20 protein-coding genes are annotated in these 23664 nt (G+C 53.9%); 5 read left to right on the top strand and 15 right to left on the bottom strand.

The window, feature by feature from the left end; all coding sequences use genetic code 11:
* Positions 1-2 precede the first annotated feature (2 nt).
* From TREBR_RS02920 to TREBR_RS02900, 5 genes are all read right to left on the bottom strand, one after another.
* On the bottom strand, positions 3-830 hold the full coding sequence (locus tag TREBR_RS02920; RefSeq protein ID WP_013757735.1) for an ABC transporter permease subunit: 828 nt from the start codon (positions 828-830) through the stop codon (positions 3-5).
* A gap of 1 nt (position 831) precedes the next feature.
* Positions 832-1893, bottom strand: coding sequence for an ABC transporter permease (locus tag TREBR_RS02915; protein ID WP_013757734.1), 1062 nt, complete (start codon positions 1891-1893; stop codon positions 832-834).
* Positions 1890-3443 (bottom strand): ATP-binding cassette domain-containing protein, encoded by a 1554-nt coding sequence (locus TREBR_RS02910; protein WP_013757733.1) that lies wholly within the window; start codon positions 3441-3443, stop codon positions 1890-1892. The genes TREBR_RS02915 and TREBR_RS02910 overlap by 4 nt, the downstream gene beginning before the upstream one ends.
* Before the next feature lie 33 nt (positions 3444-3476).
* Positions 3477-4553, bottom strand: coding sequence for a BMP family ABC transporter substrate-binding protein (locus TREBR_RS02905; RefSeq protein ID WP_013757732.1), 1077 nt, complete (start codon positions 4551-4553; stop codon positions 3477-3479).
* A gap of 121 nt (positions 4554-4674) precedes the next feature.
* Positions 4675-5130 carry a MarR family winged helix-turn-helix transcriptional regulator gene (locus tag TREBR_RS02900; protein ID WP_013757731.1) on the bottom strand — a complete coding sequence of 152 codons (456 nt, stop codon included), beginning with the start codon at positions 5128-5130 and terminating at the stop codon, positions 4675-4677.
* Positions 5131-5220: 90 nt separating this feature from the next.
* Between TREBR_RS02900 and TREBR_RS02895 the strand changes: the two genes are divergently transcribed.
* On the top strand, positions 5221-5979 hold the full coding sequence (locus TREBR_RS02895) for a hypothetical protein (RefSeq protein WP_013757730.1): 759 nt from the start codon (positions 5221-5223) through the stop codon (positions 5977-5979).
* Between the two features lie 89 nt (positions 5980-6068).
* On the opposite strand, the gene TREBR_RS02890 is transcribed toward TREBR_RS02895, so the two are convergent.
* The 3 genes from TREBR_RS02890 to malQ form a co-directional block, all read right to left on the bottom strand.
* Positions 6069-7367 carry a redoxin family protein gene (locus tag TREBR_RS02890; RefSeq protein ID WP_013757729.1) on the bottom strand — a complete coding sequence of 433 codons (1299 nt, stop codon included), beginning with the start codon at positions 7365-7367 and terminating at the stop codon, positions 6069-6071.
* A 208-nt stretch (positions 7368-7575) separates the two neighbouring features.
* Positions 7576-8310, bottom strand: coding sequence for an RluA family pseudouridine synthase (locus TREBR_RS02885; RefSeq protein ID WP_013757728.1), 735 nt, complete (start codon positions 8308-8310; stop codon positions 7576-7578).
* Positions 8311-8321: 11 nt separating this feature from the next.
* On the bottom strand, positions 8322-9884 hold the full coding sequence (malQ, locus tag TREBR_RS02880) for a 4-alpha-glucanotransferase (RefSeq protein ID WP_013757727.1): 1563 nt from the start codon (positions 9882-9884) through the stop codon (positions 8322-8324).
* Between the two features lie 310 nt (positions 9885-10194).
* Here malQ and TREBR_RS02875 point away from each other — a divergent pair, with 310 nt between their 5' ends.
* Together TREBR_RS02875 and TREBR_RS02870 are read left to right on the top strand one after the other, a co-directional pair.
* A complete protein-coding gene (locus TREBR_RS02875) occupies positions 10195-10599 on the top strand; it encodes a PPC domain-containing DNA-binding protein (protein ID WP_013757726.1) in 405 nt (134 codons plus the stop codon).
* A gap of 88 nt (positions 10600-10687) precedes the next feature.
* Positions 10688-12340 carry a putative manganese-dependent inorganic diphosphatase gene (locus TREBR_RS02870; protein WP_013757725.1) on the top strand — a complete coding sequence of 551 codons (1653 nt, stop codon included), beginning with the start codon at positions 10688-10690 and terminating at the stop codon, positions 12338-12340.
* An 18-nt stretch (positions 12341-12358) separates the two neighbouring features.
* On the opposite strand, the gene TREBR_RS14610 is transcribed toward TREBR_RS02870, so the two are convergent.
* Entirely contained in the window at positions 12359-13240 is an 882-nt protein-coding gene (locus tag TREBR_RS14610) for an NAD-dependent deacylase (RefSeq protein ID WP_013757724.1), read from the bottom strand.
* 152 nt (positions 13241-13392) lie between these two features.
* Between TREBR_RS14610 and TREBR_RS02860 the strand changes: the two genes are divergently transcribed.
* Both TREBR_RS02860 and TREBR_RS02855 read left to right on the top strand, forming a co-directional pair.
* Positions 13393-15321: a hypothetical protein gene (locus TREBR_RS02860; protein WP_013757723.1), complete on the top strand. Its 1929-nt coding sequence runs from the start codon at positions 13393-13395 to the stop codon at positions 15319-15321.
* Positions 15322-15418: 97 nt separating this feature from the next.
* Positions 15419-15886: a single-stranded DNA-binding protein gene (locus tag TREBR_RS02855; protein WP_013757722.1), complete on the top strand. Its 468-nt coding sequence runs from the start codon at positions 15419-15421 to the stop codon at positions 15884-15886.
* A gap of 179 nt (positions 15887-16065) precedes the next feature.
* On the opposite strand, the gene TREBR_RS02850 is transcribed toward TREBR_RS02855, so the two are convergent.
* From TREBR_RS02850 to galE, 6 genes are all read right to left on the bottom strand, one after another.
* The gene (locus TREBR_RS02850) at positions 16066-18306 is read right to left on the bottom strand and encodes a peptidase U32 family protein (RefSeq protein ID WP_013757721.1); all 2241 of its coding nucleotides are present in this window, start codon (positions 18304-18306) and stop codon (positions 16066-16068) included.
* Between the two features lie 19 nt (positions 18307-18325).
* Positions 18326-19360: an LPP20 family lipoprotein gene (locus tag TREBR_RS02845; protein ID WP_013757720.1), complete on the bottom strand. Its 1035-nt coding sequence runs from the start codon at positions 19358-19360 to the stop codon at positions 18326-18328.
* A complete protein-coding gene (locus TREBR_RS02840) occupies positions 19348-20682 on the bottom strand; it encodes a COG3014 family protein (protein ID WP_013757719.1) in 1335 nt (444 codons plus the stop codon). The genes TREBR_RS02845 and TREBR_RS02840 overlap by 13 nt, the downstream gene beginning before the upstream one ends.
* Positions 20682-21299, bottom strand: a complete 618-nt coding sequence (locus tag TREBR_RS02835) for a penicillin-binding protein activator LpoB (protein WP_013757718.1) — start codon at positions 21297-21299, stop codon at positions 20682-20684. Before TREBR_RS02835 ends, TREBR_RS02840 begins: the two co-directional genes overlap by 1 nt.
* A 69-nt stretch (positions 21300-21368) precedes the next feature.
* Positions 21369-22598: a M20 family metallo-hydrolase gene (locus tag TREBR_RS02830; RefSeq protein ID WP_013757717.1), complete on the bottom strand. Its 1230-nt coding sequence runs from the start codon at positions 22596-22598 to the stop codon at positions 21369-21371.
* Positions 22598-23578 carry a UDP-glucose 4-epimerase GalE gene (gene galE, locus TREBR_RS02825; RefSeq protein ID WP_013757716.1) on the bottom strand — a complete coding sequence of 327 codons (981 nt, stop codon included), beginning with the start codon at positions 23576-23578 and terminating at the stop codon, positions 22598-22600. The genes TREBR_RS02830 and galE overlap by 1 nt, the downstream gene beginning before the upstream one ends.
* Positions 23579-23664 lie beyond the last annotated feature (86 nt).

Here is a 23664-nt window from a genome sequence, read left to right as displayed (position 1 = left end):
AATCAATCCGCGCGGCGCCCCGCTCCTATCATAACGAGCGCGGCGGCGTACGGCAGCGCGAGCAGTACGGAAGACGGAACGTTCGCGAAAGCGGCGACGTTTTGAATATTGTTCGCCGCGTATTCGGCGCCCGCAAAAACCAGCACGGCGATCAGCGTTCCCGAAAGCTTCTTTCCGCCCAAGAAAACGGCGGCAAGCGCCGTCCATCCGCGCCCGGCGCTGATATTCGGAACGAATGAAGAAAGCCGCAGCGCAAGAACGCATCCCGCCGCCGCCGCAAAAGCTGCCGCCGCACACCAGCTGGCCGTTTTCCAGCGGTCGGGCGAAACGCCGCGCGCCGTGAGTACGTTCGGAGCACTGCCGGTAACCCGCAGATGCAGACCGGCTTTCGTCGTGCGTAAAACGACCGCGGCGGCGGCGCACAGCCCGTACGCGGCAATCGCGGAAACGACGCGCGCTCCGCCTCCCGTAAACGAAAATGCCGGAGAAACCAAAACGCCGCGCGTGCCGAACAGGACTGCGGACAGCACGGAGATGCAGCTCGACGCGAACACGTTCAGTGCAAGGCCGGTCAGAAACGGATTCGCGCGCAATTTCAGCGTCAGAACGGACACTCCGTACGCCAATCCGGTACACGCAACCGCCGAACAGCCGATTCCCGCCGCGAGCGATCCGGTTCGGGCGGTTACGGCGAAACACAGGAACGCGCCGATATTGATGCAGCCGTCGGCGAACACGGCCATAACGCCCGCGTATTCGCTTATAAGTGCCCCGCACGCGGCGAGCAGCAGCGGCGCCGACGTTAAAACGATATCGTATACGACGTGCATATCAGGCGCTCCTCGCTCGCTTGGCGGCGCCGACGAAACGGGCCGAAATACAAAACAGTACGGCGGCTTGAATCAAGCCGGTCATATCGAACGGAAAATCGTACATCATCGCCGAACGGTCCGCCGCCGTAAAAATCCACGACAAAAGCAGCGCCGACGGTATGACCGCCGCGGGATTCGACCGTGCGATAAGCGCGCACGAAAGCGCGTTCCATCCCATACCGGCGTAAAATCCGCTGTGGCACGTATAATACGTTCCGACGACGGCAAAGAAACCGGTCAATCCGTGACACGCTCCGGACAGGCACAACGCGCCGAACGAATGCGCCGCAAGCGAATACCCCGCGTACTGTGCGAACTGCGGCGCCGCACCGCACACCCGAACGGCCCGTCCCGCGCGGGTTCGATACAGAACGCACGCCGAAACAAGGCAAAACGCGGCGGCGGCAAAAAAGGAAACCGTCAGCGGAGACGGCGGCAATATCCGTTCAAGACGGAATTCAGCGGGAACCGGCGGCGTTGCAAGCAGATTCCGCGCCGTATCGCGGAACGGTCCGGCAATCGCCGCGTCGACGATCGGAATCGTTACTGCCGAAACGAGAAACGACACCAGCAGTTCGCTGCTGCCGCGGAATTGCTTGAACAACGCTGCAACGCCGGCGCAGACCGCCGCGGCCGCGCACGCCGTAAAACCGGCGATCGGCAGCAGCAGAAAAGGCGGTACGATTCCGCTTCCTTTAGAGAGGACGACGGCCGTGATAAAACCCGCAAGATAAATCTGCCCTTCACCGCCCAAATTCAGATTACCCGAAGCAATCGCGATTCCCGCGCCGACGCCGGCCCACATCAGCAAAGACGCCGTGTTCAGCAGCGTTCCCACGTAAAAACGGGACGCAAACGGGCCGGTAAAAAAATCGACCGCAGCCGAAACCGGCTGTCCGCTGAAAAAAAGCAGCATCGCCAGCGACACGGCTATTCCGGCCGCAAGCGCGATCAGGCTGGAAGAAAGCGGCGTCAGCACCGAACGCACGAATTTTCGCCGCAGATCGAAAGGATGAATCATAGAAGCGAACCGCCTTTATACAATTTACCGCCCGCAAGTACGTACGAATCGGTTTCATACTCGGATAAAAACGACGCGTCGGACGTCAGCACCAGAATCGCCGCGCCGGAACGGCAAACGGACTGAAGCAATTCGGCCAATCCGACGGAAGAAGGCGTGTCGAGTCCTTGAAACGGCTCGGATAGCACGAGCAGTTCCGGTTTATAGTAAAGTTCACGCGCCAAAATCAGACGCTGCAGCATTCCGCCGGAAAGATTGGCCGCGGGTTCCGACGCTTTTATGGATATCCCCGTTTCACGGATAAGTTTTTCGGCAAACGCCGTAACGTTCGCGGGCGCTTCGTATATGCCGGCAACCTGCGCAACCGTCAGCCCCGGATTCGACGCGCCGAACGTCCGATCGAACGGAACGATACCCGCCCGTCGCTTTCTGAGCAGTGCAGCCGAAAGGCGTTTCTTTTTGAACGGAACGGCGGCACCGCCGCCGAACGAATACGTGCCGCTGCACGGAACGCGGCGCGCGCCGGTGATACAGTTTTCAAGCGTTTCCATGCCGCTCTCCCGCTGACCGGCGATAACCGTCATACGGCCGGCGGCTACCCGGAACGACACGCCGAACAGCGCTGCGGCAGCGCGCGGGCGGGCCGACAGTTCCGTGATCGTCAGCCGCGGAACCGCCGCGACCGGCGTCGAAAGGAAAACCGGCGGCATAGTCGTGCCGACGGAATCTGCCGCACTGCCCGGAACCGCCGCACTGCCGGAAACACCGGACCCGGCGGAAACACCGGACCCAGCGGAAACACCGGACCCGGCGGACGCGAACAGATGCGGCAAAATGTCGGCGGCAGAAACGGTGCGCCGCGAGTTGTCGAATTCGGCGGAAAGCCGGCCTTTTTTAAGCACCGTTATCGAATCGGCGTGCAACACGGCTTCCCGCAAATTGTGCGTGATCACGATGATTCCGGTTCCGCGCGCCGCTTCGGCCGAAAGACACGCGTATAGGAGATTCCGGCTCGTATCGTCGAGCGCCGCCGACGGTTCGTCCAGAATCAGCAGCTGCGGTTCCCGAAAAAGGGCGGCGAGCAGCGCCGTGTAAAAAACGGCGTCCGCGCTCAGGTCTGAAACGGCCGAATCCGGATCAAGCGGAACCGATATCTCGAATCGCGCGCGCAGCCTTCCGATGCGTTCCGCAGCAGCGCGTTTGTTCAGGATACCCGCGGCAGCCGGCCCGTGCAGCGGTTCGGCGCCGAGTATGACGTTTTCCCATACCGACAGTTCGTCCGCAAGCAGCGGGCGCTGATGCACCATCGCGATCCCGGCTGCCGCGCTGTCGCGCGGTGAGCGGAACACGACGGGCACACCGTCTATTTTTATGCAGCCGGACGACGGCTCGGCGGCTCCGCTGAGAAGCGCCGCAAGCGTCGACTTTCCCGCGCCGTTTTCTCCGAGCAGCGCGTGAACGGAACCGGCGGAAAATGAAAGCGTCACGTCGTCGAGCGCTTTTTTCGAGGCAAACTGTTTCGTAACACGGTCAAACGCAATTTCTTTCATACCCATCGTCCGGCACGCCGTCGGCTCGCTCCATTACGGAGACGGCAGCAGCAGCGCACCGCTTTTTATCTGATCAACCACCGCCGCCATACGGGTACGGATCGGTTCGGAAACCGTTTCAACGTACTGCGGATCGTTTTGCTCAAAGTCGATGTATCCGTCTTCAATACCGACGGTCCGCGCGCTGCCGAACTCGACCGTTCCGTCCAAATACGCGGCGGTAACTTCCTGCGCCATGCGTTTTTGCGCCATAACCGAACTGGAAACGATATAACCGGGCGCTTTTGCAAAACCGTTGTCGTCGAACCAGGTGATATAAAAACCGAGTTCTTTCGCCGCCGCGATGACGCCTTGTGAGGCTCCGCCGCAAATCGGCAGTACGACGTCCGCGCCGCTTTTATACAGCGCTTTGGCCAGCTCGGCACCTTTGGACGCATCGTACCAGTTGCCCACGACGCGAAAATCCACTTCCGTGCCGGGAACGGCAGCCTGAGCGCCTTCGGTAAACGACGGGAGCAGAATCGTATTCATAACCGGATACTCCTGCGCCGCAATAAAGCCGATTTTACGGGCAGCGTTCGCAAACCGCATTTCGGAAGCGGGCGCGGCGGAAATCAGTGCGGCAATGTAGCCGGTCAGATACGCCTGTTCGCGCTGATTGTAGCGGACGGTCGCGATGCGGTCGTTTCCTTCGTAAAACGCGTCGAGAATGATAAAGCGCTGATCGGGAAACTGCGCCGTCAGCGGCGCGGCGATCTCCGGCAGAGACGGATTCGACGAGACGATCACGCCGTACTTTCCGGACGCCGCGAGCGCGGTCAGTTTATTGCCCCACTCCGCCTGATTCGTTCCGGCTTCCAGCACCGAAAGTTCGACCGGCGCGCGGTCTTTTGCGCTTTCGGTTTCATTGTACGCGTCTACGGCGGCGCGGACACCCTGCACCAGCATGTCGTAAACCGGACTGTCTTCTATTATTCCGGGAACGAAAACGGCGATACCCGGCGCCGCTTTTTCCTGCCGCGCGGAACAGGCGGATAAAAGGATTAACGCGGCGGCAATGGCGGCGGCACACGGCAGCAACCAGCCGGCCGGAAACGGATTTTTTTTCATCTGAGACTCCTCTGCACACGAATTGCCGGCACGCAGTGCACACCGGTTCTCGTCTGTCGTTCCCTATAATAGTTTTATATAAAACTATTGTCAAGACGTTCGTGCGTTTCGAGCCGGATTTTTATCGGCTGCACGTTTCCGAAGACTCGAAATTCAGCGCAATCCGCCGCAGCAGAGTGAATACCGCAGCTTTTTCGTCTTCCGAAAACCCTTCGTAACACGTGCCGATCAGCTCTTTTGAAATCTGTGCCATTTTATCGGTGTATTCGCGGCCGGTAGCGGAAAGCCGGATATACGTAACGCGGTTGTCGGCTTCCGCGCTTTCACGGCACACGTAGCCTGCGCTTTCCAGTTTTCGCACGAGCACGGTTACCGTCGATTTGTCCCGGTTCACCAGCTGCGCCAGTTCGCCCATCGTCAGACATTCCGACTGGGAAAGGCGGAACAGAATGTTTCCGTGAGACGACGACATATCGGGAAGCCCGTACGATTGCAGTCTGGCTTTTAAGAAAGAAGAAGCCGCCGAATGAATCTGCGATATGAGTGCCGTAATAGAAGAAGTATCCGTCCATGCCATGCGTCCAGTATAGCATAGAAAAGCCGTCTTGTGTGCGGAACAGCCGCACGGATCATTGACTATGCGGAAAAGATTCTATACAGTATACGTATGATCTGGTTTTTTATCAAAAAGAATTTTTGCGACGGCTGGGACAGCATGCTGTCGCTGTTCGTTCCGAACATCGTGCTGACCGTCGCCGTCGTTTCCATTCTGATAACGGCGCCGCTCGGCATCGCCCTGCAGATAATCGGAGTCGCCGCATTGTCCGTCGCCCTGTTCGCTTTCGGCAACAACGCGGCGCGCATTGCCGATTTCAAGTCCGCTTCGCTCAAAGAATACTTCGCCGAATTTCCCAAAGTCTGGAAAGACGGCGTATTGTTCGCGCTGATCGTCGCCGTGCTGTTTTTGCTCGGTTTTTTCGGTATTCCGTTCTATATGGGAATGCAGTCGCTGTTCGGCTTGTTTTTGGCCGCGCTCGTGTTTTGGTTTTTGCTCGTCTGCGCGATGGCGCTGCAGTGGTTCATTCCGATCAGATCGTTGCTGAAAGATAATTTCCGCAAATGCCTGAAAAAATCGTTTATCATTTTCTTCGATAATCCCGGATTTTCACTGTTCATGTTCATTTATTCGATACTTCTGCTTGCACTGTCGATTTTCCTTTTCTTCATGATGCCCGGATTCGCCGGCATTCTGCTCGCGCATACGAACGGATTGCGGCTGCGGCTGTATAAATACGATTGGCTGGAAGAAAATCCCGATCTGTCCGCAAAAGAACGCAAACACGTTCCCTGGGGCGAACTTATCGCCGAAGATCAGGACACGCTCGGACCGCGATCGTTCAAAAGTTTTATCTTTCCGTGGAAATGATCGGCGTTTCAGCCCGAAATTCCGGCCGCAGGCGGCAAGACGGAAACGTCCCGCGGATACGGCCGGATTTTTTTGTCAAAGTCTCGTCGTTACAGGCGATTTTTCGTTATCGTCTGCTGAACGATGCTTTCCATGATCGCTCCGGTCAGCGCGCCCGGCACGTAGCCGAACACGTTTCCGCCGTCGTCTATCATAAACGTCGTGGGAAACGCGGTGATTCCGTAGCCGGAGAACACGCTGCCGTCCAAATCCATCACGACGGGAAACGTCAGATTCCGGTCTGACAAAAACCGCGCGACTTCGGAAACGCTTTTATCCTGTGCGTACGGATACCCTTCCGATTTCGGATTCGCAACTCCCAAAACGATCAAGTCTCCGGTGTTCTTTCCGTATTTTTCATACAATTTCTGAATGTCCGGCATTTCCCCCTGACACGGCGGGCACCAGGTTGCCCAAAAGTTCAGGAAAACCGTTTTGCCCTTGTAATCGGAAAGCCGGTGAACCGTGCCGAACTGATCGGTGAGAGAAAAATCCGGCGCGGGAACCGCCTGATTCTTTTCCGCAGCGCTTTCCGCATTCGCACGCACGGGAACCGACTGAGAGTCGGCGGCTTTCCGAGCGGAAACGTCCTGCGGCTGGGTCTGAGCGGTTCTAGCACCGGCGGATGAAAGATATCCGGTAACGCCGTTCATAAAACCGGTAAGCGTCAGCACCCCCATGACAATCAGCAGTGCACCGCCGACTTTAACCGTATACGAAACCGCCTTGCGGTACTTTTTGAAAAAGTTCAGTACTGCCCCGGTAAAAATACCAGCGGCAAGGAACGGCAGAACGAATCCGAGCGTGTACACGCCGATCAGCGTAAATCCCCAACCGGCCGATTTTGCGGAAGACGCCATCAGCAAAACGCTGCTCAGCACCGGTCCGATGCACGGCGTCCAGGCGAAACTGAACGTAAAACCGAGCAGCAAGGCGAGCGCGGGATTGACCGTTTTTCCGTTCAGCTTGAACGGCAGCCGGCGTTCCCGATCGAGCACGTTCGAGCGGCCGAACAGACCGACTTGGTACAAACCGAACAGAATCATGATGATACCGCTGACGCGCGCAAACCATATTTTATGCGCGCTAAAAAAACGGCCCAGCGACGTAAAACCGAATCCGAGCGCAAAGAACGCGAAACTGATGCCCAAAATGAAGAACACCGTATTCACCAGAATCCTTCCGCGCGGATACGCAACCGTACCGTCGTCATTTTTGGTTAAAGCGCCGCCGGCAAGATAGCTGACGTACAGCGGAATCAGCGGCAGCACGCAGGGGGAAAAAAAACTCAGCAAACCCTGTATGAAAACGGTAAATGCCGGAATGCCTGTATCTACAGTTAAACCCATAGATAACCTCCTGAATTCGTTACAGATTCAAAACCCGATAAAAACGACGTAAAAGCGCACCGCGATTCCGCCGCGTCTGCACGGGTTATGTCAATCATATACCAGTATAATAAAACTGTAAATATTAAAGTTACAGATGACCGGACAAATTATCGCACAAAATCACTTTTCCGACGGAAATTCCCCGTATGCGGCTTAAATTTTACGGTTATCGGCAGAATTTTTCCCATTCGGGAGGTTCCGGGATCTCAAAACGAAGCGATTCTCCGGTAAGTGGCTGCGTGAACGCGAGCGTCCGCGCGTGCAGACACAGTCTGCCGAACGGATCGCTTTTTGCACGATAGGAGCCGTCGCCGGCAATAACGAATCCTTCGGACGCCAAATGCGCGCGGATCTGATTTTTACGGCCGGTTTCAAGTTCCAGTTCAAACAGCGTGTACCGGCTTCCGCGCCTGACGACCGAATACCGGGTTACCGCGCTCACCGCCTCATTTTCGCGGCGTCCGGCACCTTTCGCAACGTACGCGCGGTGCTGCGCGTTGTACGACAGCGGCGAATCGATAACGCCGCGGTCGCCCAAAGCGATTTTGCCGGAAGGATTTTCCGCCAGCGCGCGGTACCGTCGTTCCGTCACGAGCCGGTTCCAATCATCCATGAGCAGCGCTTTGGCTTGCGCGGTAAGCGCGAACACCATCACGCCGGACGTATCGCGGTCAAGCCGGTGCACGACGGCGGGGCGGACGCGGGCGGACACCCGCCCGCGCTTCCGCATCAGATCGCACAGCACGTCGAGCGCGGTTTTGGCCGTGCTGCCGGGATACGAAACGGACAGCAACCCCGCCGGCTTGTATACGACGGCAACGGAAGCGTCTTCATATAATATCGAAAGCCGGCGGAAATCCGGTACGGACGGCTCGGCCGGGGCGGACGGAAAACGGCGCATTACGGATTCCGTTAGACGTTTCGGCCGTACAGCTTGCACGTTTCTTTCAAACGACGCGCCGCGCCGTCGTCGAACAGCGACGGCTCCATGCGCCATATCCAGTTTTTACCGTCGGAAGTGGACGGCACGTTAATCCGTCCTTCGCTCCCGATCGCAAAAATATCCTGCATCGGAATAACGGCGAATTTTGCGACGGAAGCTATCGCTGCGCGCACGAGTTCCTCACACAACGCGGAACGCGGCAGTACGGTGCCGGGACCCGCAAGATATTCGGAAATCAGTTTGATTTCGGCATCGGACGCCTTATCAAGCCAGCCCTGCATGGTGTCGTTGTCGTGCGTTCCGGTGTATACGACGCAATTCGGCGTATACATATGGGGCAGAAACGGATTTACGAACCCGTCTTTTCCCGCTTCGTTCAGATCGAACGCGAACTGCAGAATCTTCATACCGGGCAAATCGAAATCGTCGCGCAGTTTACGGACGCCTTCCGTGATAAGTCCCAAATCTTCGGCGATGATCGGAATGTCGCCGAGTTCCTTTTTAATCACTTCAAACAACTCGTGGTCGGGACCGGCTTTCCAAGTACCGTTCACGGCGGTCGCCTCTCCCGCGGGAACGGACCAGTACGCCTCGAATCCGCGGAAATGATCGATACGGACAAAGTCCACCATCAAATTCATGGCCTTGATGCGTTCAATCCACCAATGATAGCGTTCCTTTTTCATCGCGTCCCAGTCGTACAGCGGATTGCCCCACAACTGTCCGGTTGCACTGAAATAATCCGGCGGAACGCCGGCGACCGCCAAAGATTTACCGCTTTTGTCGAGCTGAAACAGATGCTGGTTCGCCCAAACGTCCGCCGAATCGGCGGCGACGAATATCGGAATATCACCGATAATCGAAATTCCGTTCTCGTTCGCGTAGGCTTTGAGTTCATACCACTGCGTAAAGAAGAAAAACTGAATGACTTTATGCACTTCGGCTTCACGAACGTGGGATGAATGCCATTCGGAAACTGCGGCGGCGTCACGCGAAGCGAGTTTTTCAGGCCAATAATTGCTCCACATCGCTCCGAATCGGTTTTCTTTTTGCGCTTCGGCATCGTAAAATTCTTTGATACTCATGAACACGCTGTAATTATCGAGCCAAGCGGCGTTGTCGTTTTTAAATGCCTCGAAAGACGCCCGATCCTGCACCGACGACGCATCAAGGAAACGGTTTGCGGCCGCCTTCAGCACCGGAATTTTCCACCACACGACGGAACCGAAATCGATCGGTCCGGAGCGTTTTATATAATCGGGCGGCACGACGGCAGCCGGTTCCGCCCAGCCGCGTTCGGCGAGCATATCGAGATCGATCATCAACGGATTTCCGGCAAACGTCGAAAAGGACGCGTACGGGGAATCTCCGTATCCGGTGGGCCCGAGCGGCAATATCTGCCACAGCGTCTGATTCGCCGTTTTGAGCCAGTCAATAAAACGGTACGCTTGTTTACCGATAGTTCCGATTCCCGGAGTTTCGGGCAACGATGTAGGATGCAGTAAAATACCGCTGGATCGTTTCAAATTCATATATTTTCCCTTAAACGAAGTATAAAACACAGGTGTATAAACCGGTTTACCTATTTACTATAACACAGCAATTAAAATACTGCAAGTTTTTTCTGTAACTGTACGGATATTTCATTACTGCGGCGAACGACGAGCGGAGTTTCCGGTTACGAACCGCCGCGGCGATTTCCATTTTTTTATGACACATAGACATCTCTCTTGTATAACCGTATCAGTATACATATTTTTACCCGTTGTGCATAGCGGGTAACCGGCGGACACGCGCACGGAATCGGTTGCGCAGTTTTCCGTTCCGCGCTACACTGGCGGTATGAACACCGTACACGTTTTCAGATTGCGTCGGGGAGACGATTTGCTTACGAAGATCACCGAGTACGCCCGCAAGCACCATATCGAAGCCGGCTGCGTTTTGTCCTGCGCCGGATGCGTTCTGCGCGCACATATCCGCGACGCAAGCGGTCTGACCGTCCGTACCGTCGACGAGCCGATGGAAATCGTATCGCTTACGGGAACGGTATCCGCCGCACGAACGCACCTGCACGTTTCTTTTTCAAAAGAAGATCTTTCAACCGTCGGCGGACACCTCGTTGAAGGCTGTACCGTCAACACGACGGCAGAAATCGTACTGCAGCACCTGGAAGGTATCAGTTTTGCCGCCGAATTCGATAAAGAGACCGGTTACGACGAACTTGTAATAACGGAAAAGGACGACTAAACCGATTCTGCTCACCGCGTTCCGTCAATTTTTGTTGCGGAATCCGGCTTTTGATTGTACACTGGATATCCGGAGGATTTCCCGATTTATGAAAACCGTCTACGTTATCGGACACCGCAACCCCGACACGGATTCCGTCGTTTCGGCTGCAGCGTATGCAAGGCTGAAACAGAGTCTCGGCCAAACGGAGCACATAGCCGCGCGCGCGGGCAAAATATCGCCGCAAACGGAATATATATTCGACCGATTTCGGGTACCCATTCCCGAATATATTCCCGATTTGGTACCCAAAGTGCGGTATTACCTGAGCGGTGAATGCGCTACGGTCAAAACAGGCACGTCGCTGTGGAGCGCCATCGAAAAGATGGAAGAAAGCGACATAAAAGTGCTGCCGGTCGTCGACGAAGACGGCACGTACCGTTCGCTGCTGCATTACAACGTGTTCGCCCGCAACGTGCTGAAAATTCTCGATCCGGAAAAAGAAGCCGCTGTTACGACGAGCATTTCGCTCGTCTGCGGAACGCTTTCGGCCCAACCGGTCATCATCAGGGATGAAGAGGAATTATTCAAAAGCACGATTCTGGTCGCCGCGGCGCAGTTCGGCACGTTCAAACAGATGCTCGCCGTTTATCCGCCGGAAAACGTCATCGTCATCACCGGAGACAGAACCGATATTCAGGAATACTGCATCAAGCAAAAAGTACGCGCCGTCGTTATTTCTTCGGGCTACACGCTTGAAAAACCGCTGCGCGATCTGGCGGACAAAAACAACGTTTCCGTGCTCATCAGCCCGTACGACACGTCGGCGAGCGCCATGCTGATAGTCTATTCTTCGCCGGTGTCTTCCATGGCCGACAGCACGATACCGCCGGTCAACGCGAACGACACGCTGCGGAAAATACGGCCGCTGCTCCAGAAATCACCGGGCAGATGCCTGCCGGTAGTGGACGACGCGAACCGGCTATTGGGAATCATATTGGAAAGCGATCTGATCCACGAAGCGAACGTTGAAGTGATTCTCGTCGATCACAACGAATTGTCGCAGGCTGTCGAAGGGGTGGACAATTACAAGATACGGGAAGTGATCGACCATCACCGGCTCGGCAGTTTTTCCACGCGCTACCCCATCACGTTCATCAATAAACCGGTCGGCGCGACGTCGACTATCGTAACAAATCTGTTCCGGCAGAACCGCGTCTCGATTCCCAAGGAAATCGCGTCGATTCTGCTCGCAGGCATTCTGTCCGACACGCTCATTTTGCAATCGGCAACGACTACGGAAGAAGATCGGGAAACCGCGGAATATCTGTCGAACATCACGAACCTCGACATAAAAGCGCTCGGTCAGGACGTATTGACGGCGGCGAGCAGGCTCGGCGGACGCAGCGCCTCGGAAGTCGTCCATCAGGATATGAAAGAATACACGGAAGAAGATTTTTCGTTCACCGTCAGTCAGATCGAAGTCGATACGACCGACGAATTGATTACGCGCAAAGAAGAATTCTTTGAAGAACTGGAAATAGAGCGCAGATCCCGTAAGACGCTGTTCAGCGCCCTGATGGTTACCGACATTACGAAACTGACGAGTTTGCTGCTCATATCTTCGGAACCCGCGTTTTTGCAGGTAATCGGATTTCCCAAAATGGATACGAATATTTACATATTGAAAGACATCGTGTCGCGCAAAAAACAGCTGATACCGCTGCTTTCCGAACAGATAGAAAAACTGTCCGCGCAGTGAGCCGCACGGGCGCGGCCGCTACACGTGCACCGCGTCCAGCACGGCGCCGATACGATCGGTAATGCACAAATCCGCGCGGCCGTCGGCAGCCGTTGCCGACTTGTTTATAAGCACGAGGCGGCGGCCGTGAAAATAATCGATCAGAGAAGCCGCCGGATACACGACGAGCGACGTGCCGCCGATAATCAGCGTGTCGGCACAGGAAATGGCCCGTACGGCCGCGTCCACGGTGCCGCCGTCGAGCCCTTCTTCATACAGTACAACGTCCGGTTTTATAATTCCGCCGCAGTGCGTACAGCGCGGGATTCCGTCTCCGTTCACCCGATTTCCGGCAGGCGGGTTTAGCAGACTGTCATCACCGTACGCATTGGCTGTGTGCCGCGGAAGTTCGGCATCACCGTATGCAGCGTTTGCACGCGGCGAAAGATCCGCATCACCGCGAACGATGTCCGCGCCCGGTGCAGCGTCAAGAATCGCCCTGACCGGATAAAAAGCGCCGCACTTCATGCAGTAATTGCGCAGCACGCTGCCGTGCAGCTCGTACACGGTTTTGCTGCCGGCCGCCTGATGCAGACCGTCTATATTCTGCGTTATGACGGCGCCCAATTTGCCGGCCGCTTCAAGCTCCGCCAATTTGAAATGAGCCGCATTCGGTTTTGCATCGGGTACGATCATTTTTGCCCGATAAAACCGGTAAAACTCGGCCGGATGCGCGTCGAAAAAACTTCTGCTCAAAATCGTTTCGGGCGGATACGTCCAAGTCTGCCGGTACAATCCGTCTGTCGATCTGAAATCGGGAATTCCGCTTTCGGTTGAAACTCCCGCGCCGCCGAAAAACACGATATTCCGGCTTTCGTCGATAATCTGCTGCAGCCGTTCGCTGCCGTTTTCACTGTTCATACGCTTTGCTCTTTATACAAACGCTCGGTTTTCGTTTCGGCACCGGGCGCCCGCTGCATAATATCATAAACGCTCCGTAAGATTTATACAACTATCGGCAATACCGGAATTTATACCTTGTTTTTCTGAACTTTTTTTGTTATGATACCGGTATGGCAACAACGACAAGTATTCCGGTTCTGCTCAAATATTACGCGGCACGCCAGAACAACGCGCAGATAAACATTGCTAACTTTTGCGAATACATAAAGCGCTACGCGCAGCATCACGTGGAAGAACAGCCGGAACTGATTCCTTATTTGGCCAATACGCACGAATTGGTCAACAAGGAAATTGAAAAACTTGCGGAAACGAAACAGGTATTTCTCGTTTCTCCGACGCCCGACAAGCAGGACGTGATCGTTATCGGTTTTTATATCGATAAATATGCAATCCGTTATCAGGAAATAAAAAACAACGCAGCCATTCCCTTCCCGTCCATTTCGGATCTGCCCAAACATACGCCGACGGATATTCTCGAAAAGGAGCAAGCCGGCGACTATATGGTAGCCGCGCTCACCCAGCAGGATCTCAGCACACGCGCGCTGTACTGTCTGCAGATGCCCAGAAATTTACCGCCGATTTTATTTCCGTCGAACGTACCGGCGACGATTCTCATGGAAATATCACTGTCCAAATTGCGGCAGATGCTGATAAAAGAAGAATTTCACGATTATTTTCTGAAAAAACTGAAAATCGCCAATCCGGGCAAAGAATTGTCCATGAAAAATTTCTTTTCGATGCTCATCCAAAAAACGGATCGGGCGTTGTCGTCGCTGCAGGAATCGGGAGACAATTTTTATCAATGGAGCCAGCTTTGCTTTTTTATCCGGCAGGATTATGAAAAAGTAAAAGATTTGACGCAGGAAGATATTTCGATACTTCAGGCAGTCTATTTGATCGAATGCAGTATCACCTTCTACCGAAATAAAGCGCAGCAGAACTTGCAGCGCACGACCGCGCTGAAAAATCTGGAATTGATTTTAAACAAACCGCCGTATTATTTTACCAAAGAAGCTATATCCATGTTCGCCGATTCCAGAGGCATTCCGCTGCTCGGTCAATATACGGAAGACGATCTGAACGAATTCCTGCATCGGGAATCCACACAGTCCGCCGATAATCTGCTGCCGCCGCTTCTGACCTTCAAACCGGAAAACGGCGCCCGGTATTATATCTATAAAACGAAGGTCATTCCGCTCATCATCAGGCTTTGCAGCGACGCGCGTGAAACCGTCCGCGATACGATCACGAAAGACTGCTACAATATGCTCAAACAGTTCCTGCCGATTCCCGAAATAAAGGAACAGCCGCTGTTTGAAAAAAAACTGGAAAAAACGCTGCAAACAGTGTCTCCCGCCTTATATACGCTGCTCGGCGCGCCGTTCCTTTCAGCCGTCCAGTATGAAACAAGAATGTCCGGCGACTCCGGCGCGGAACGGATAAACCTGTTCAGCAACGGGCAGCTGATTCCCTACAGCGAACTGCTCATGATTTCCAAAGAAGAAATTCTCACCGACGCGCGGATATTGCTGCCGTTTTGGTACACGATTCCCGTCGTCTCCTGGATCATTTCGCTGTTTATGGCGCCGCCGCAGGCAAAGAAAAAAGAACTCGCCCGGAGCAAGAAAATCATTGTCGAAAAAACATCGGAACAGGAACGTGAAATTCCGATTGCGGAAAAACGCGATCCGGTCATGTCGCGCAAAAACGAGTTGAAACAGGCCGCCGTCGAGGCGGAAAAAGTGCTCATCCCCGAAAATTCCACGCTTGAGAGGGAACTGAATTCCTATATTCAGTCATGGAATAAATTGCTGAACAAGCAGTCAAGGGAAAACCTTACGGAAGATATCAATTCCCTGATACGGGATTATATGCGTAAAATTATCAAAACGCTGCGCGCCAATAATTTTACCGTCGACCGGATTAAAAACTTGGCGGAAACTCTCGTAAAAACACCGGGAATGCAGAAAATAAAAGATCAGGACGAACTGAGCATGTACATCCAGCTCTATATGGTCAAACTGATAAAAAACCTGTAAAACGCATTCTTCTCCGTCAAATTCGGATACTCCGAAACGAATAATAATGCGTGCCCGCAGTACGGACACGGAATTACGTATTCAAGGAGAACGAATTATGGATGATTTCAATTCTATCGTCGTTGAAGGAAACCTCGTGCGCGACCCGGTCGTAAAGGAAACGCCCAAAGGCTCAAGAGTTTGTGCAATGTCCATCGCGGTAAACCGCTACTATAAGGATTCGGAAGGCGACAAACAAAAAGAAGTGTCGTTTTTCGATATCGAAACCTGGGGCACACTTGCGGAAGCCTGCGGCAAATACTGTGATAAAGGGCGCGGCATCAGAGTCGTCGGCAGGCTCAAACAGAACCGCTGGCAGGATATGGAAGGCAAAACGCAGTCGCGCGTAAAAATAGTCGCGGAACACGTCGACTTCAAACCCAAATTCATAAAAGACAAATCTGCGGACGATTCGGAAAACGGCAGCGCAAAACAGGATCTCCTTGATCTTGCGGAAGCCGCCGCTGCACAGCACGAGGCCCAGAATACGGACGAACCGGATACGGATATCCCGGCCGTTTTCTAGAAAAAACGGGCGGAACCGTTCCCCGCACTATCGGCCAGCAGCTATCGGCCGGTAACCGGCAGCCAGTAATCACCATTGACCGGCAGTCAGCAGCTATCGGCCGATGACCGGCAGCCGCTGCGAATATGCCGGAACCGATATTCCGGCGAAACTTACAGCGGCGGGGGAACGGGTTCCGCTCAGCGTTTTTTATCGGGACGGCGGCTTCCGCCGCGCGGAGTAAACGTATTTTTTTTGCCGGGAACGGCACCTTTTTTCTGAAACGTACTTTTAACGCCGGAAGCGGCAGCACGCTCCGCAGAGGCCCGGAATTCTTCCATTTTTTCGGGCGAATAGAATCCGTCTTTCCAATTGAAACGGGACGTGTCGGGAAGCACCTGCGCGCGGTACATCGCCGTTAAAATCTGTTTCAAGTGTTTTTTATGCACGCTCGTTTTTGAAAAATCGATCAGATAGCGGGTAAAACCGGCGTTTTTCAAAAACTGGATTTTGTCTATGATAGAAAACGGATTATCCGGCATAACGAACGCACCGTCCGGCGTGGAAAGCGCTTTAAAAGTCATGCCTTCCTTATCGTTGAAAAACGTAAAATCGTAAGAAGCGGGTAATTTGAATCTCATGCGGAACAACGCCGGATACGCAAACACCGGTATCAGCACGCGACTGCGCTGGGCGCCGTCGAACGTTGCCTCCAGATTGCGGCGGGAATTTTCATACGGCATGACGAACGCACCGATTTCCTGATTTTCAAGCCACGACACCGCCCAGCGGTTGAACGTATACAGATACGGCCCGGCAATCAGCGAAACGGGTTTACCGCGAAGCATCGCGATATGCGCCGGATTGTTCACAACCCAGCAGGTAAAACCGCTTTCAACAAGCATATCCACCGCGGCAGCACTATCGTCTTCGGCAGACGCCGGACAGAACGGATCAAGCGAAAGGAAAATCTGCTTTTTGGAAATCGGAAGCGTAACGTCATGCTCCAGCAAATCGGCTCGAGTTTCGCTGTTCAGTTCAAGGATGATCCGAACCGGCTGCCCCGACTGTACGGTAAACAGATCCTCTACGGTTGAAACTTGAATGTACAGACCTTCGGGAAAATACGACAATTCGTTTTTTGCAACGGGAGTCAAATCGAGTATCGGCAACTGCTGCGCACCGGGCTGCCGTCTGAACGGACTCAGGTCATGGGGAAGTACGCGCGGATACCGTTTGGACATCAACTTCGTTTGCAACAAGTACACGGAATCTCCGGAAGAAAAACCTTCGGGAATATCGATCCAGCGCACGCCGTTTTCATCCTGCACGGAACGGACTTTATGACTGACGCGTCCCGTATCGTCTTTCCGGTGCAGCCGGATTGAATCTCCGACATCGGGATCGTACGAACCGCCGGTTAGGGAAGCGAACTGCAAAACGCCCTCGGAATCCGCAGCGGAAACGCCGGCAGACCGGGTGCGGTCTATTTTTCCCAAATAGATACCGGTTCCGCCCGCCTGCGCGGGATTTAAAACGGTATCCGCAACTTTTTCCGTATCGTCAGCGTTAAAATCATACCAATACCGTGTTTTGGTACGGGCAAAATCGGTTGAAAGCATCCGTTTTGCGGTGGCAACGGAACCCTTCCGGTCTTCCTGCCAGTGATCCATAACGTATCGATACGCGGCGGTTACGCTGCCGACGTATTCGGCACTTTTCATGCGCCCTTCGATTTTGAAAGAATCGACGCCGGCGGTGATGAGATCGGGAATTTTATCGATGAGCTGCAAATCACAAGGTGAAAAATAGTATCCCTGCTCCAATCCGCCTGAAATTTCGGCCGAATAAAAACGGCGGCACGCCTGCGTGCACATACCGCGATTGGCGGATTTTCCGCCTAAATAACTCGAAAACAGACACAAGCCGGATTCACTTACGCACAACGCGCCGTGCACGAACACTTCAAGTTCGGCAGACGTATTCGCCCGTATGGTACGGATTTCCTCAAGCCCCAGTTCACGGGCCAACACGACGCGCTTCAGGCCCTCTTTGCTCATTACATTTACGGCGCGCGCGCTGGCAATATTCATCTGCGTCGACGCATGCAACCGGAGTTTCGGAAAAAATTCCTGAACCATCCGCACAACGCCGAAATCCTGAACGATAAGTCCGTCAGGACCTACCGCATCCAAATAACCGAGGAACCGGTACAGCCGTTCCATTTCCCATTCTTCCGAAACGGTGTTGACTGTTACGAAAATCTTTTTCCCCAGCCGGTGCACGGACTGTACCGCCGCCTCAAACTGATTCCACGCAAAATTCGATGAGCGTAAGCGCGCATTAAACGATTTGAGACCTAAATACACGGCGTCGGCGCCTTCACCGATCGCCGCATCCAATGCTTCAATATTACCCGCAGGGGCCAAAAGTTCTGCCATACGGGAACTATAGCACGAATCAGAATTCTGCACAACCTGAGAGAAACGTTACGAACAGCGGTTTGAACTTATTTGAAATCTCGTTTTCAACCGTACGCAACGCGCGTTGAGCCGCCTCACTCTGGGAAATATGGGCCTCACGTCCATTGACGGAATACGGAATCAGCACTTTACCGGTAACGGTATCTTCAAGCGACGCCGTCAGAACGTAGCGCACGTATTCGTATTTTTCAAATCCGTCGAGTTTTTCTATCGAAACGGAAGCGGAAAGCCGGTAACGCGCGTCAGGATCGGAAGCGGTGATTTTCAATCCCTGAGAAGTAAAAATTTCGGAAAACGCAGCGGAAAGTCTGCCTGAATCGTCTCCGGCTACGGTAACCGTTATCTTTATTTTTTCGGGTTCGCGGGCCGCAAGCGCAGCAACGGCGGCGGCACTCTTGTAATCGAGCGAAACAAGCCGGTACATATCGGAGTTTATGCCGGTCAGAATATCCAGATATTCCTGATTTTGCAGCGCTTTCTCCGCAGCATTATTCAGCGCCGCAAGCGCTTCAAAGGTTCCCTCGTTCCGGCGGGCGTAGAGCAGCTCGCTTTCTATAACCGCCGCCGTTTCTTCTATCCGGCTGCGGTAATACGCACCCGTTTCCTGGCGATTCAGTTGTGCGAGCACGTATACGGTTCCGTTTTTGTCGGTCCAATTCGTCTTAAACGAAATGCCGGGGATGTCGTTCAGCGTCGTCGCCGTTTCGACCATCTGCGAATAATCATATTGCTCGGCAAAACCCGCGGCGTCGCTGCCGGAAAAAGATTCGGAAGCGGAAGCCGCGACTACCACGCTTTGGCGGATGCTTTTTGCAAGAGCCGAAGCCGCGTCCTGCTCGGCCGAACGGCGGTCGGAACCGTATCCGACGGCATTCAAATACGACGACGAGGAATACTCCGCGTCGGGCTCGCTTACCCACAGCGGAGCGGCTTTTGATACGGACGTCGAAGCGCAGCCGGCAAAAAAGCATACGAATAAACCGCAAAAAACGAAACGCATTACCTGAGACATACTGACTCCACTAAATTGATCGAAGAAGTTTTTACCGCAACGGAAAATTCATCCTGACTGATAATTTTACCGTCTTTGTTCTTATATGAAACCGAGACGGTATAATCACCCGGCGGTACCGTTAAACCGGCCACCGATGCAGTCGCCGGAAAATATCTTGAAACCCGCACGTCGGCGCGTTCCGTCGCTTCGGTCGTAACTGCGGAAACGACCTGCATCAGGGAAAAAAACATGCTGACATTGTCATCGTCCGCAGAATCCGACAGCACACCCCACGTTGACGTCGCTGCCGATTTCGCAATAGACCGGGCGACCGCTTTCAGATACAGCAGCGCCTGTTTTTGCGAAAACGTTTCGACCGCAATATTTTCGATGCTTTCAATTTTTTCCAACTGTTCCGAAACTACCACCGTACCGTCGGCGGATACTGCCGACACGGTTATCGAAGAAACGGCGGAAAATTGCTTGTTCATCACCGGCAGCGCCAACTTATAATAGAACGAAGCATCCGCCGTACCGAGCCGGGTTACTTCTTCCGTTTTTACGGGCGCTTTGCCGGAAAACGCAACGACGTTCAGCCGGGCCATGCCGTCGGGAACGGAAAATTCTTCCGCGATACAGGACGGCACCGCAAACGGATACAGATTCGGCTGCAATTGAAAAGCCGAACGGATGTATTTGCGGTCTATTTCCGCAGAATCGAGCTTGCCGGCACCGCGATACATGATAAGACTGAGGTAGCGGGCAAGCGCGGAGTTGTGGAATTCCATCGTATCCGCCGGAAGCGTTGCCGATCCGTTCGCCTGATTTTCCTTATTCGCCTCCGCAATCAGATCGGCATACTGCGCGGAAACGGTCTTCAATTTATTATCAAAGCGGCGGATCTCTACGAACGCACCTTCCGTATCGTCCTGATTCAGATAATTCAGCGCCATAAAAAGATTCGTATAAATGTCTTCAAACGTTTCACCCGCATAATCGACGACCGTATCGTTTACCAAAAACGATGAAATCGATTGCGTGATGCTTTTTGAAAAATTATCGAAAATTTTCCGTTCGGCTTCCGCCAATTCGGTGTTTGAGCGCTTATAATCACCCGCATAGTGGGACAGCATACCTTTATCGAGCGCGTATAAAACGTCGTCGTGTTCGGAATACAGAAGAGAACTGTCCGCTTCAAGCATTTCATACGCCGCGTCATAATTTCCCGAAAACAGCGCGCTGTTTATTCCGGAAAAATCATAATCGGCCATGGTCGCGCATGAAGCGAAAATAAATGCGGTAAACGCGGCGGCATACCGCGCGGCTCGGTGTGCTTTCATTACATCCGGACGGAAGAACGTTTAATCACTTTCTTGATTTCCGAATTTTCACCGATCCAGAGTTTGCGGTTCGACTCGATGTCGATCAATTCCGCATACACCCAATAAGTCCGGGTCGACGTTTTATCGGCCTGATCGACGATCGTCTTAACCGATCCGATCAGCATGAAATCGGCTCCCGTTTCGTTCGCAAGCCGTTTCGCCGTCGATTCGCTCGCCCATTCCTGCTGTTCTTCACGCTCGGCGCGGATATCGCCGCGTTCGGCCGAACTCGCCACGAAATCGACTTTGCCGCTGTTTATGAGCGCCGTTTCAAATTTCTTTACGAGGATCGACGTATCCAAATGTTCGTCACTGTCGTTCCTGAACGAACCGACGATTACCACCGGCATTTTGTTATTGGTACGGATATAATTTGAAATCGCAGGCGCGTTCACGCAGTCGCTGACGATCGAATCGGCAACAATCCGCACGTCGGTATCGTTCCAATAGCCGCTCAAATCCATTACCGTATCGGCGGAAACCCGTTCCACCGATTGGGACGCACAGCCGGCGGTCAGCAAGACAGAAACGGCCGCCGCGCACACCAAAATCGATTTCAAACCCATTTTTTTCATTAAAACACTCCTCTAAAAAGCTCCGCAATAAGTATAACACTTACAGTATAACACAGTGATAAAATTCTGTCAGGAATTCATCATGACATATGCCAATACGAGTGCGTCGTTCGCCAAATTATCCAATACGGTATATTCGTTCGGCTGATGGGCGGTCTCGTCCATACGGCTCCATACGACCGCGTTCAGGCCGGCGTTCCGCAAATACGCACCGACCGTTCCGCCTCCGATACCGATCGGACGCGCGCTCACGCCGGTAACCGCTTTTATCGCTGCGGCGAGTTTTACCGCGACCGGTGCGTCCGCCGGCGTCGCCGGCGACTCGACGGCCTGCGGTTCCGTGTAAGAAACGGTTACGCCGTACTTTTTTTCCACCGCGGCAATACACGCGCCGATTTCCGCACGCACTTGCGCAAGCGAATAACACGGCAGAATGCGGCAGTCCATACAGAACACGTCTTCACCGGGAATCGTGTTGATGTTCGGCACGTTCGCTTCTTTTTTGGTCGGCTGAAACGTGGAATACGGCGGTTCAAACAGTTCGTCCCGTTTGTCGAACACCGTTTCCAGCGCGTTCAGCCGGAGCGCCAAGTCGCAGCCGGCGAGCGCCGCGTTTACGCCTTCGTCAGGCCGGCTTCCGTGCGTCTGCTTGCCGTGGACGCTCACGCGCATCCACAGCAGATTTTTTTCGGCAACTTCGATCGTTGCTCCCTGAGAATCGCCGCCGTCGGGAATAATGATAATGTCTTCGCTTTTGAACAGCTTCTGCGTTTGAAGCAGATATTTTATGCCGTAGTCGGAACCGACTTCTTCATCGGCGACGAACAGCAGTTTTACCGTATGCGCGGGGGTAATGCCGTTTTTCAGCAGCGAAAGCGCGGCGAAAATTCCGGCAACCAAGCCCTGCTGATTGTCTTCGACTCCGCGACCGTACAGTTTACCGTCTTTTTCAACGACTTTCCACGGATCGGTACGCCACAAACTCAATTCTCCGACCGGGACCACGTCCGTATGCGCCATAATCCATACGCGCACCGAATCGTCCGCGCCGGGAATCGTCGCGATCAGATTCGGCCGGATTCCGCTCGACACGCGGGAGTCGGGAGCGTCGAAACGTTCCAGCCGCGTTACGCCGTGCGCCATGAGCCAGGATTCGAGAGCGGTAACTTTTTCAAGTTCCCCCTGCCCGCCGTTTTCGGGTGCGAGCGCCGGAAAAGAAGTGAGCAGCGTTTCCAATTCGATCATATCGGAACGGCTGGCGGCAATAAAATCGGTAACGCGGTCAAAAGCTGAAGCCATTATTTCAATCCTTTCTGTTTTTTGTACGCATTCCAGGTTGAAGACACGAGCGTGTCCACGTCGGAATGCAAGGGTTTCCAATTCAGTTTTTCACGGGCGAACGCGGACGTTGCGTACAAACACGCAGGATCGCCGGCACGCCGTTCGACGTAGTCCGCGGGAATCTCTTTGCCGGTAATACGGCGGGCGGCTTCAAGCATTTCCGTAACGGTTACGCCGGTTTCGCTGCCCAAGTTCACTTTAAGACTTTCATCGTGCGCCGCGATATATTCGAGCGCTTTTACGTGCGCAACGGCAAGATCCGAAACGTGTACGTAATCGCGAATGCACGTGCCGTCGCGCGTATCGTAATCACGGCCGAACACTTTCAGCCGGCTGCGCATACCGCACGCGACTTCCATAATGACCGGCAGCAGATTGGCGGGATTCTGTTCAAGACCGCACGGGAAGCCGTCGGGGTCGTATCCGGCGGCGTTAAAATAGCGCAGCGCGGCGAATTTCAGTCCTTTCAGCGTGTCGTACCATTCCATAAAACGTTCGATTTCAAGTTTGGTAAACCCGTAATAGTTTTCGGGATTTTTGGGATGCTCTTCGTTTATCGGCAGATACTGCGGTTCGCCGAACACCGCCGCGGACGATGAAAACACCATCCGCTTGCAGCCGTGTTTTACCGCGGCGTTCAGGATATTAAGCGTTCCGTTGATGTTGTTAATAGAATATTTTTCAGGGACGATCATCGATTCACCGGCCGCTTTGAACGCCGCCAGATGCACGAACGCGTCGAATCCGCGGGCAAACGCCGCGTCCAGCGTTTCCGGATACAGAATGTCGCCCGCAATAAAATCGTTTTCATTGAACAGATTCTGCAGCAGCCCCGACGACAGATTGTCAAAAACCGTAACCGTATGTCCGGCCTTCATCAATTCCTTTACGACATGACTGCCGATGTAACCCGCCCCGCCAATTACCAAAACTTTCATAGTTTCCTCCTGATAAAGTTCCTTCTTCCTTCCGAGTTCAGTCTATCGCAATGTTTTTGACAGGTCAAGACGAAACGGGACCGGGA

Source organism: Treponema brennaborense DSM 12168 (assembly GCF_000212415.1).
GTDB classification, from domain to species: Bacteria; Spirochaetota; Spirochaetia; order Treponematales; family Treponemataceae; genus Treponema_F; species Treponema_F brennaborense.
The sequence above is the reverse complement of the archived record's forward strand: the minus strand, read 5'-3'. Positions and strand labels throughout refer to the sequence as shown.

Excerpts from the sequence above, each read along its gene's own strand:
- TREBR_RS02920 (WP_013757735.1), bottom strand. The coding sequence starts at position 830 with ATGCACGTCGTATACGATATCGTTTTAACGTCGGCGCCGCTGCTGCTC.
- TREBR_RS02915 (WP_013757734.1), bottom strand. The coding sequence starts at position 1,893 with ATGATTCATCCTTTCGATCTGCGGCGAAAATTCGTGCGTTCGGTGCTG.
- TREBR_RS02910 (WP_013757733.1), bottom strand. The coding sequence starts at position 3,443 with ATGAAAGAAATTGCGTTTGACCGTGTTACGAAACAGTTTGCCTCGAAA.
- TREBR_RS02905 (WP_013757732.1), bottom strand. The coding sequence starts at position 4,553 with ATGAAAAAAAATCCGTTTCCGGCCGGCTGGTTGCTGCCGTGTGCCGCC.
- TREBR_RS02900 (WP_013757731.1), bottom strand. The coding sequence starts at position 5,130 with ATGGCATGGACGGATACTTCTTCTATTACGGCACTCATATCGCAGATT.
- TREBR_RS02895 (WP_013757730.1), top strand. The coding sequence starts at position 5,221 with ATGATCTGGTTTTTTATCAAAAAGAATTTTTGCGACGGCTGGGACAGC.
- TREBR_RS02890 (WP_013757729.1), bottom strand. The coding sequence starts at position 7,367 with ATGGGTTTAACTGTAGATACAGGCATTCCGGCATTTACCGTTTTCATA.
- TREBR_RS02885 (WP_013757728.1), bottom strand. The coding sequence starts at position 8,310 with ATGCGCCGTTTTCCGTCCGCCCCGGCCGAGCCGTCCGTACCGGATTTC.
- malQ (WP_013757727.1), bottom strand. The coding sequence starts at position 9,884 with ATGAATTTGAAACGATCCAGCGGTATTTTACTGCATCCTACATCGTTG.
- TREBR_RS02875 (WP_013757726.1), top strand. The coding sequence starts at position 10,195 with ATGAACACCGTACACGTTTTCAGATTGCGTCGGGGAGACGATTTGCTT.
- TREBR_RS02870 (WP_013757725.1), top strand. The coding sequence starts at position 10,688 with ATGAAAACCGTCTACGTTATCGGACACCGCAACCCCGACACGGATTCC.
- TREBR_RS14610 (WP_013757724.1), bottom strand. The coding sequence starts at position 13,240 with ATGAACAGTGAAAACGGCAGCGAACGGCTGCAGCAGATTATCGACGAA.
- TREBR_RS02860 (WP_013757723.1), top strand. The coding sequence starts at position 13,393 with ATGGCAACAACGACAAGTATTCCGGTTCTGCTCAAATATTACGCGGCA.
- TREBR_RS02855 (WP_013757722.1), top strand. The coding sequence starts at position 15,419 with ATGGATGATTTCAATTCTATCGTCGTTGAAGGAAACCTCGTGCGCGAC.
- TREBR_RS02850 (WP_013757721.1), bottom strand. The coding sequence starts at position 18,306 with ATGGCAGAACTTTTGGCCCCTGCGGGTAATATTGAAGCATTGGATGCG.
- TREBR_RS02845 (WP_013757720.1), bottom strand. The coding sequence starts at position 19,360 with ATGTCTCAGGTAATGCGTTTCGTTTTTTGCGGTTTATTCGTATGCTTT.
- TREBR_RS02840 (WP_013757719.1), bottom strand. The coding sequence starts at position 20,682 with ATGAAAGCACACCGAGCCGCGCGGTATGCCGCCGCGTTTACCGCATTT.
- TREBR_RS02835 (WP_013757718.1), bottom strand. The coding sequence starts at position 21,299 with ATGAAAAAAATGGGTTTGAAATCGATTTTGGTGTGCGCGGCGGCCGTT.
- TREBR_RS02830 (WP_013757717.1), bottom strand. The coding sequence starts at position 22,598 with ATGGCTTCAGCTTTTGACCGCGTTACCGATTTTATTGCCGCCAGCCGT.
- galE (WP_013757716.1), bottom strand. The coding sequence starts at position 23,578 with ATGAAAGTTTTGGTAATTGGCGGGGCGGGTTACATCGGCAGTCATGTC.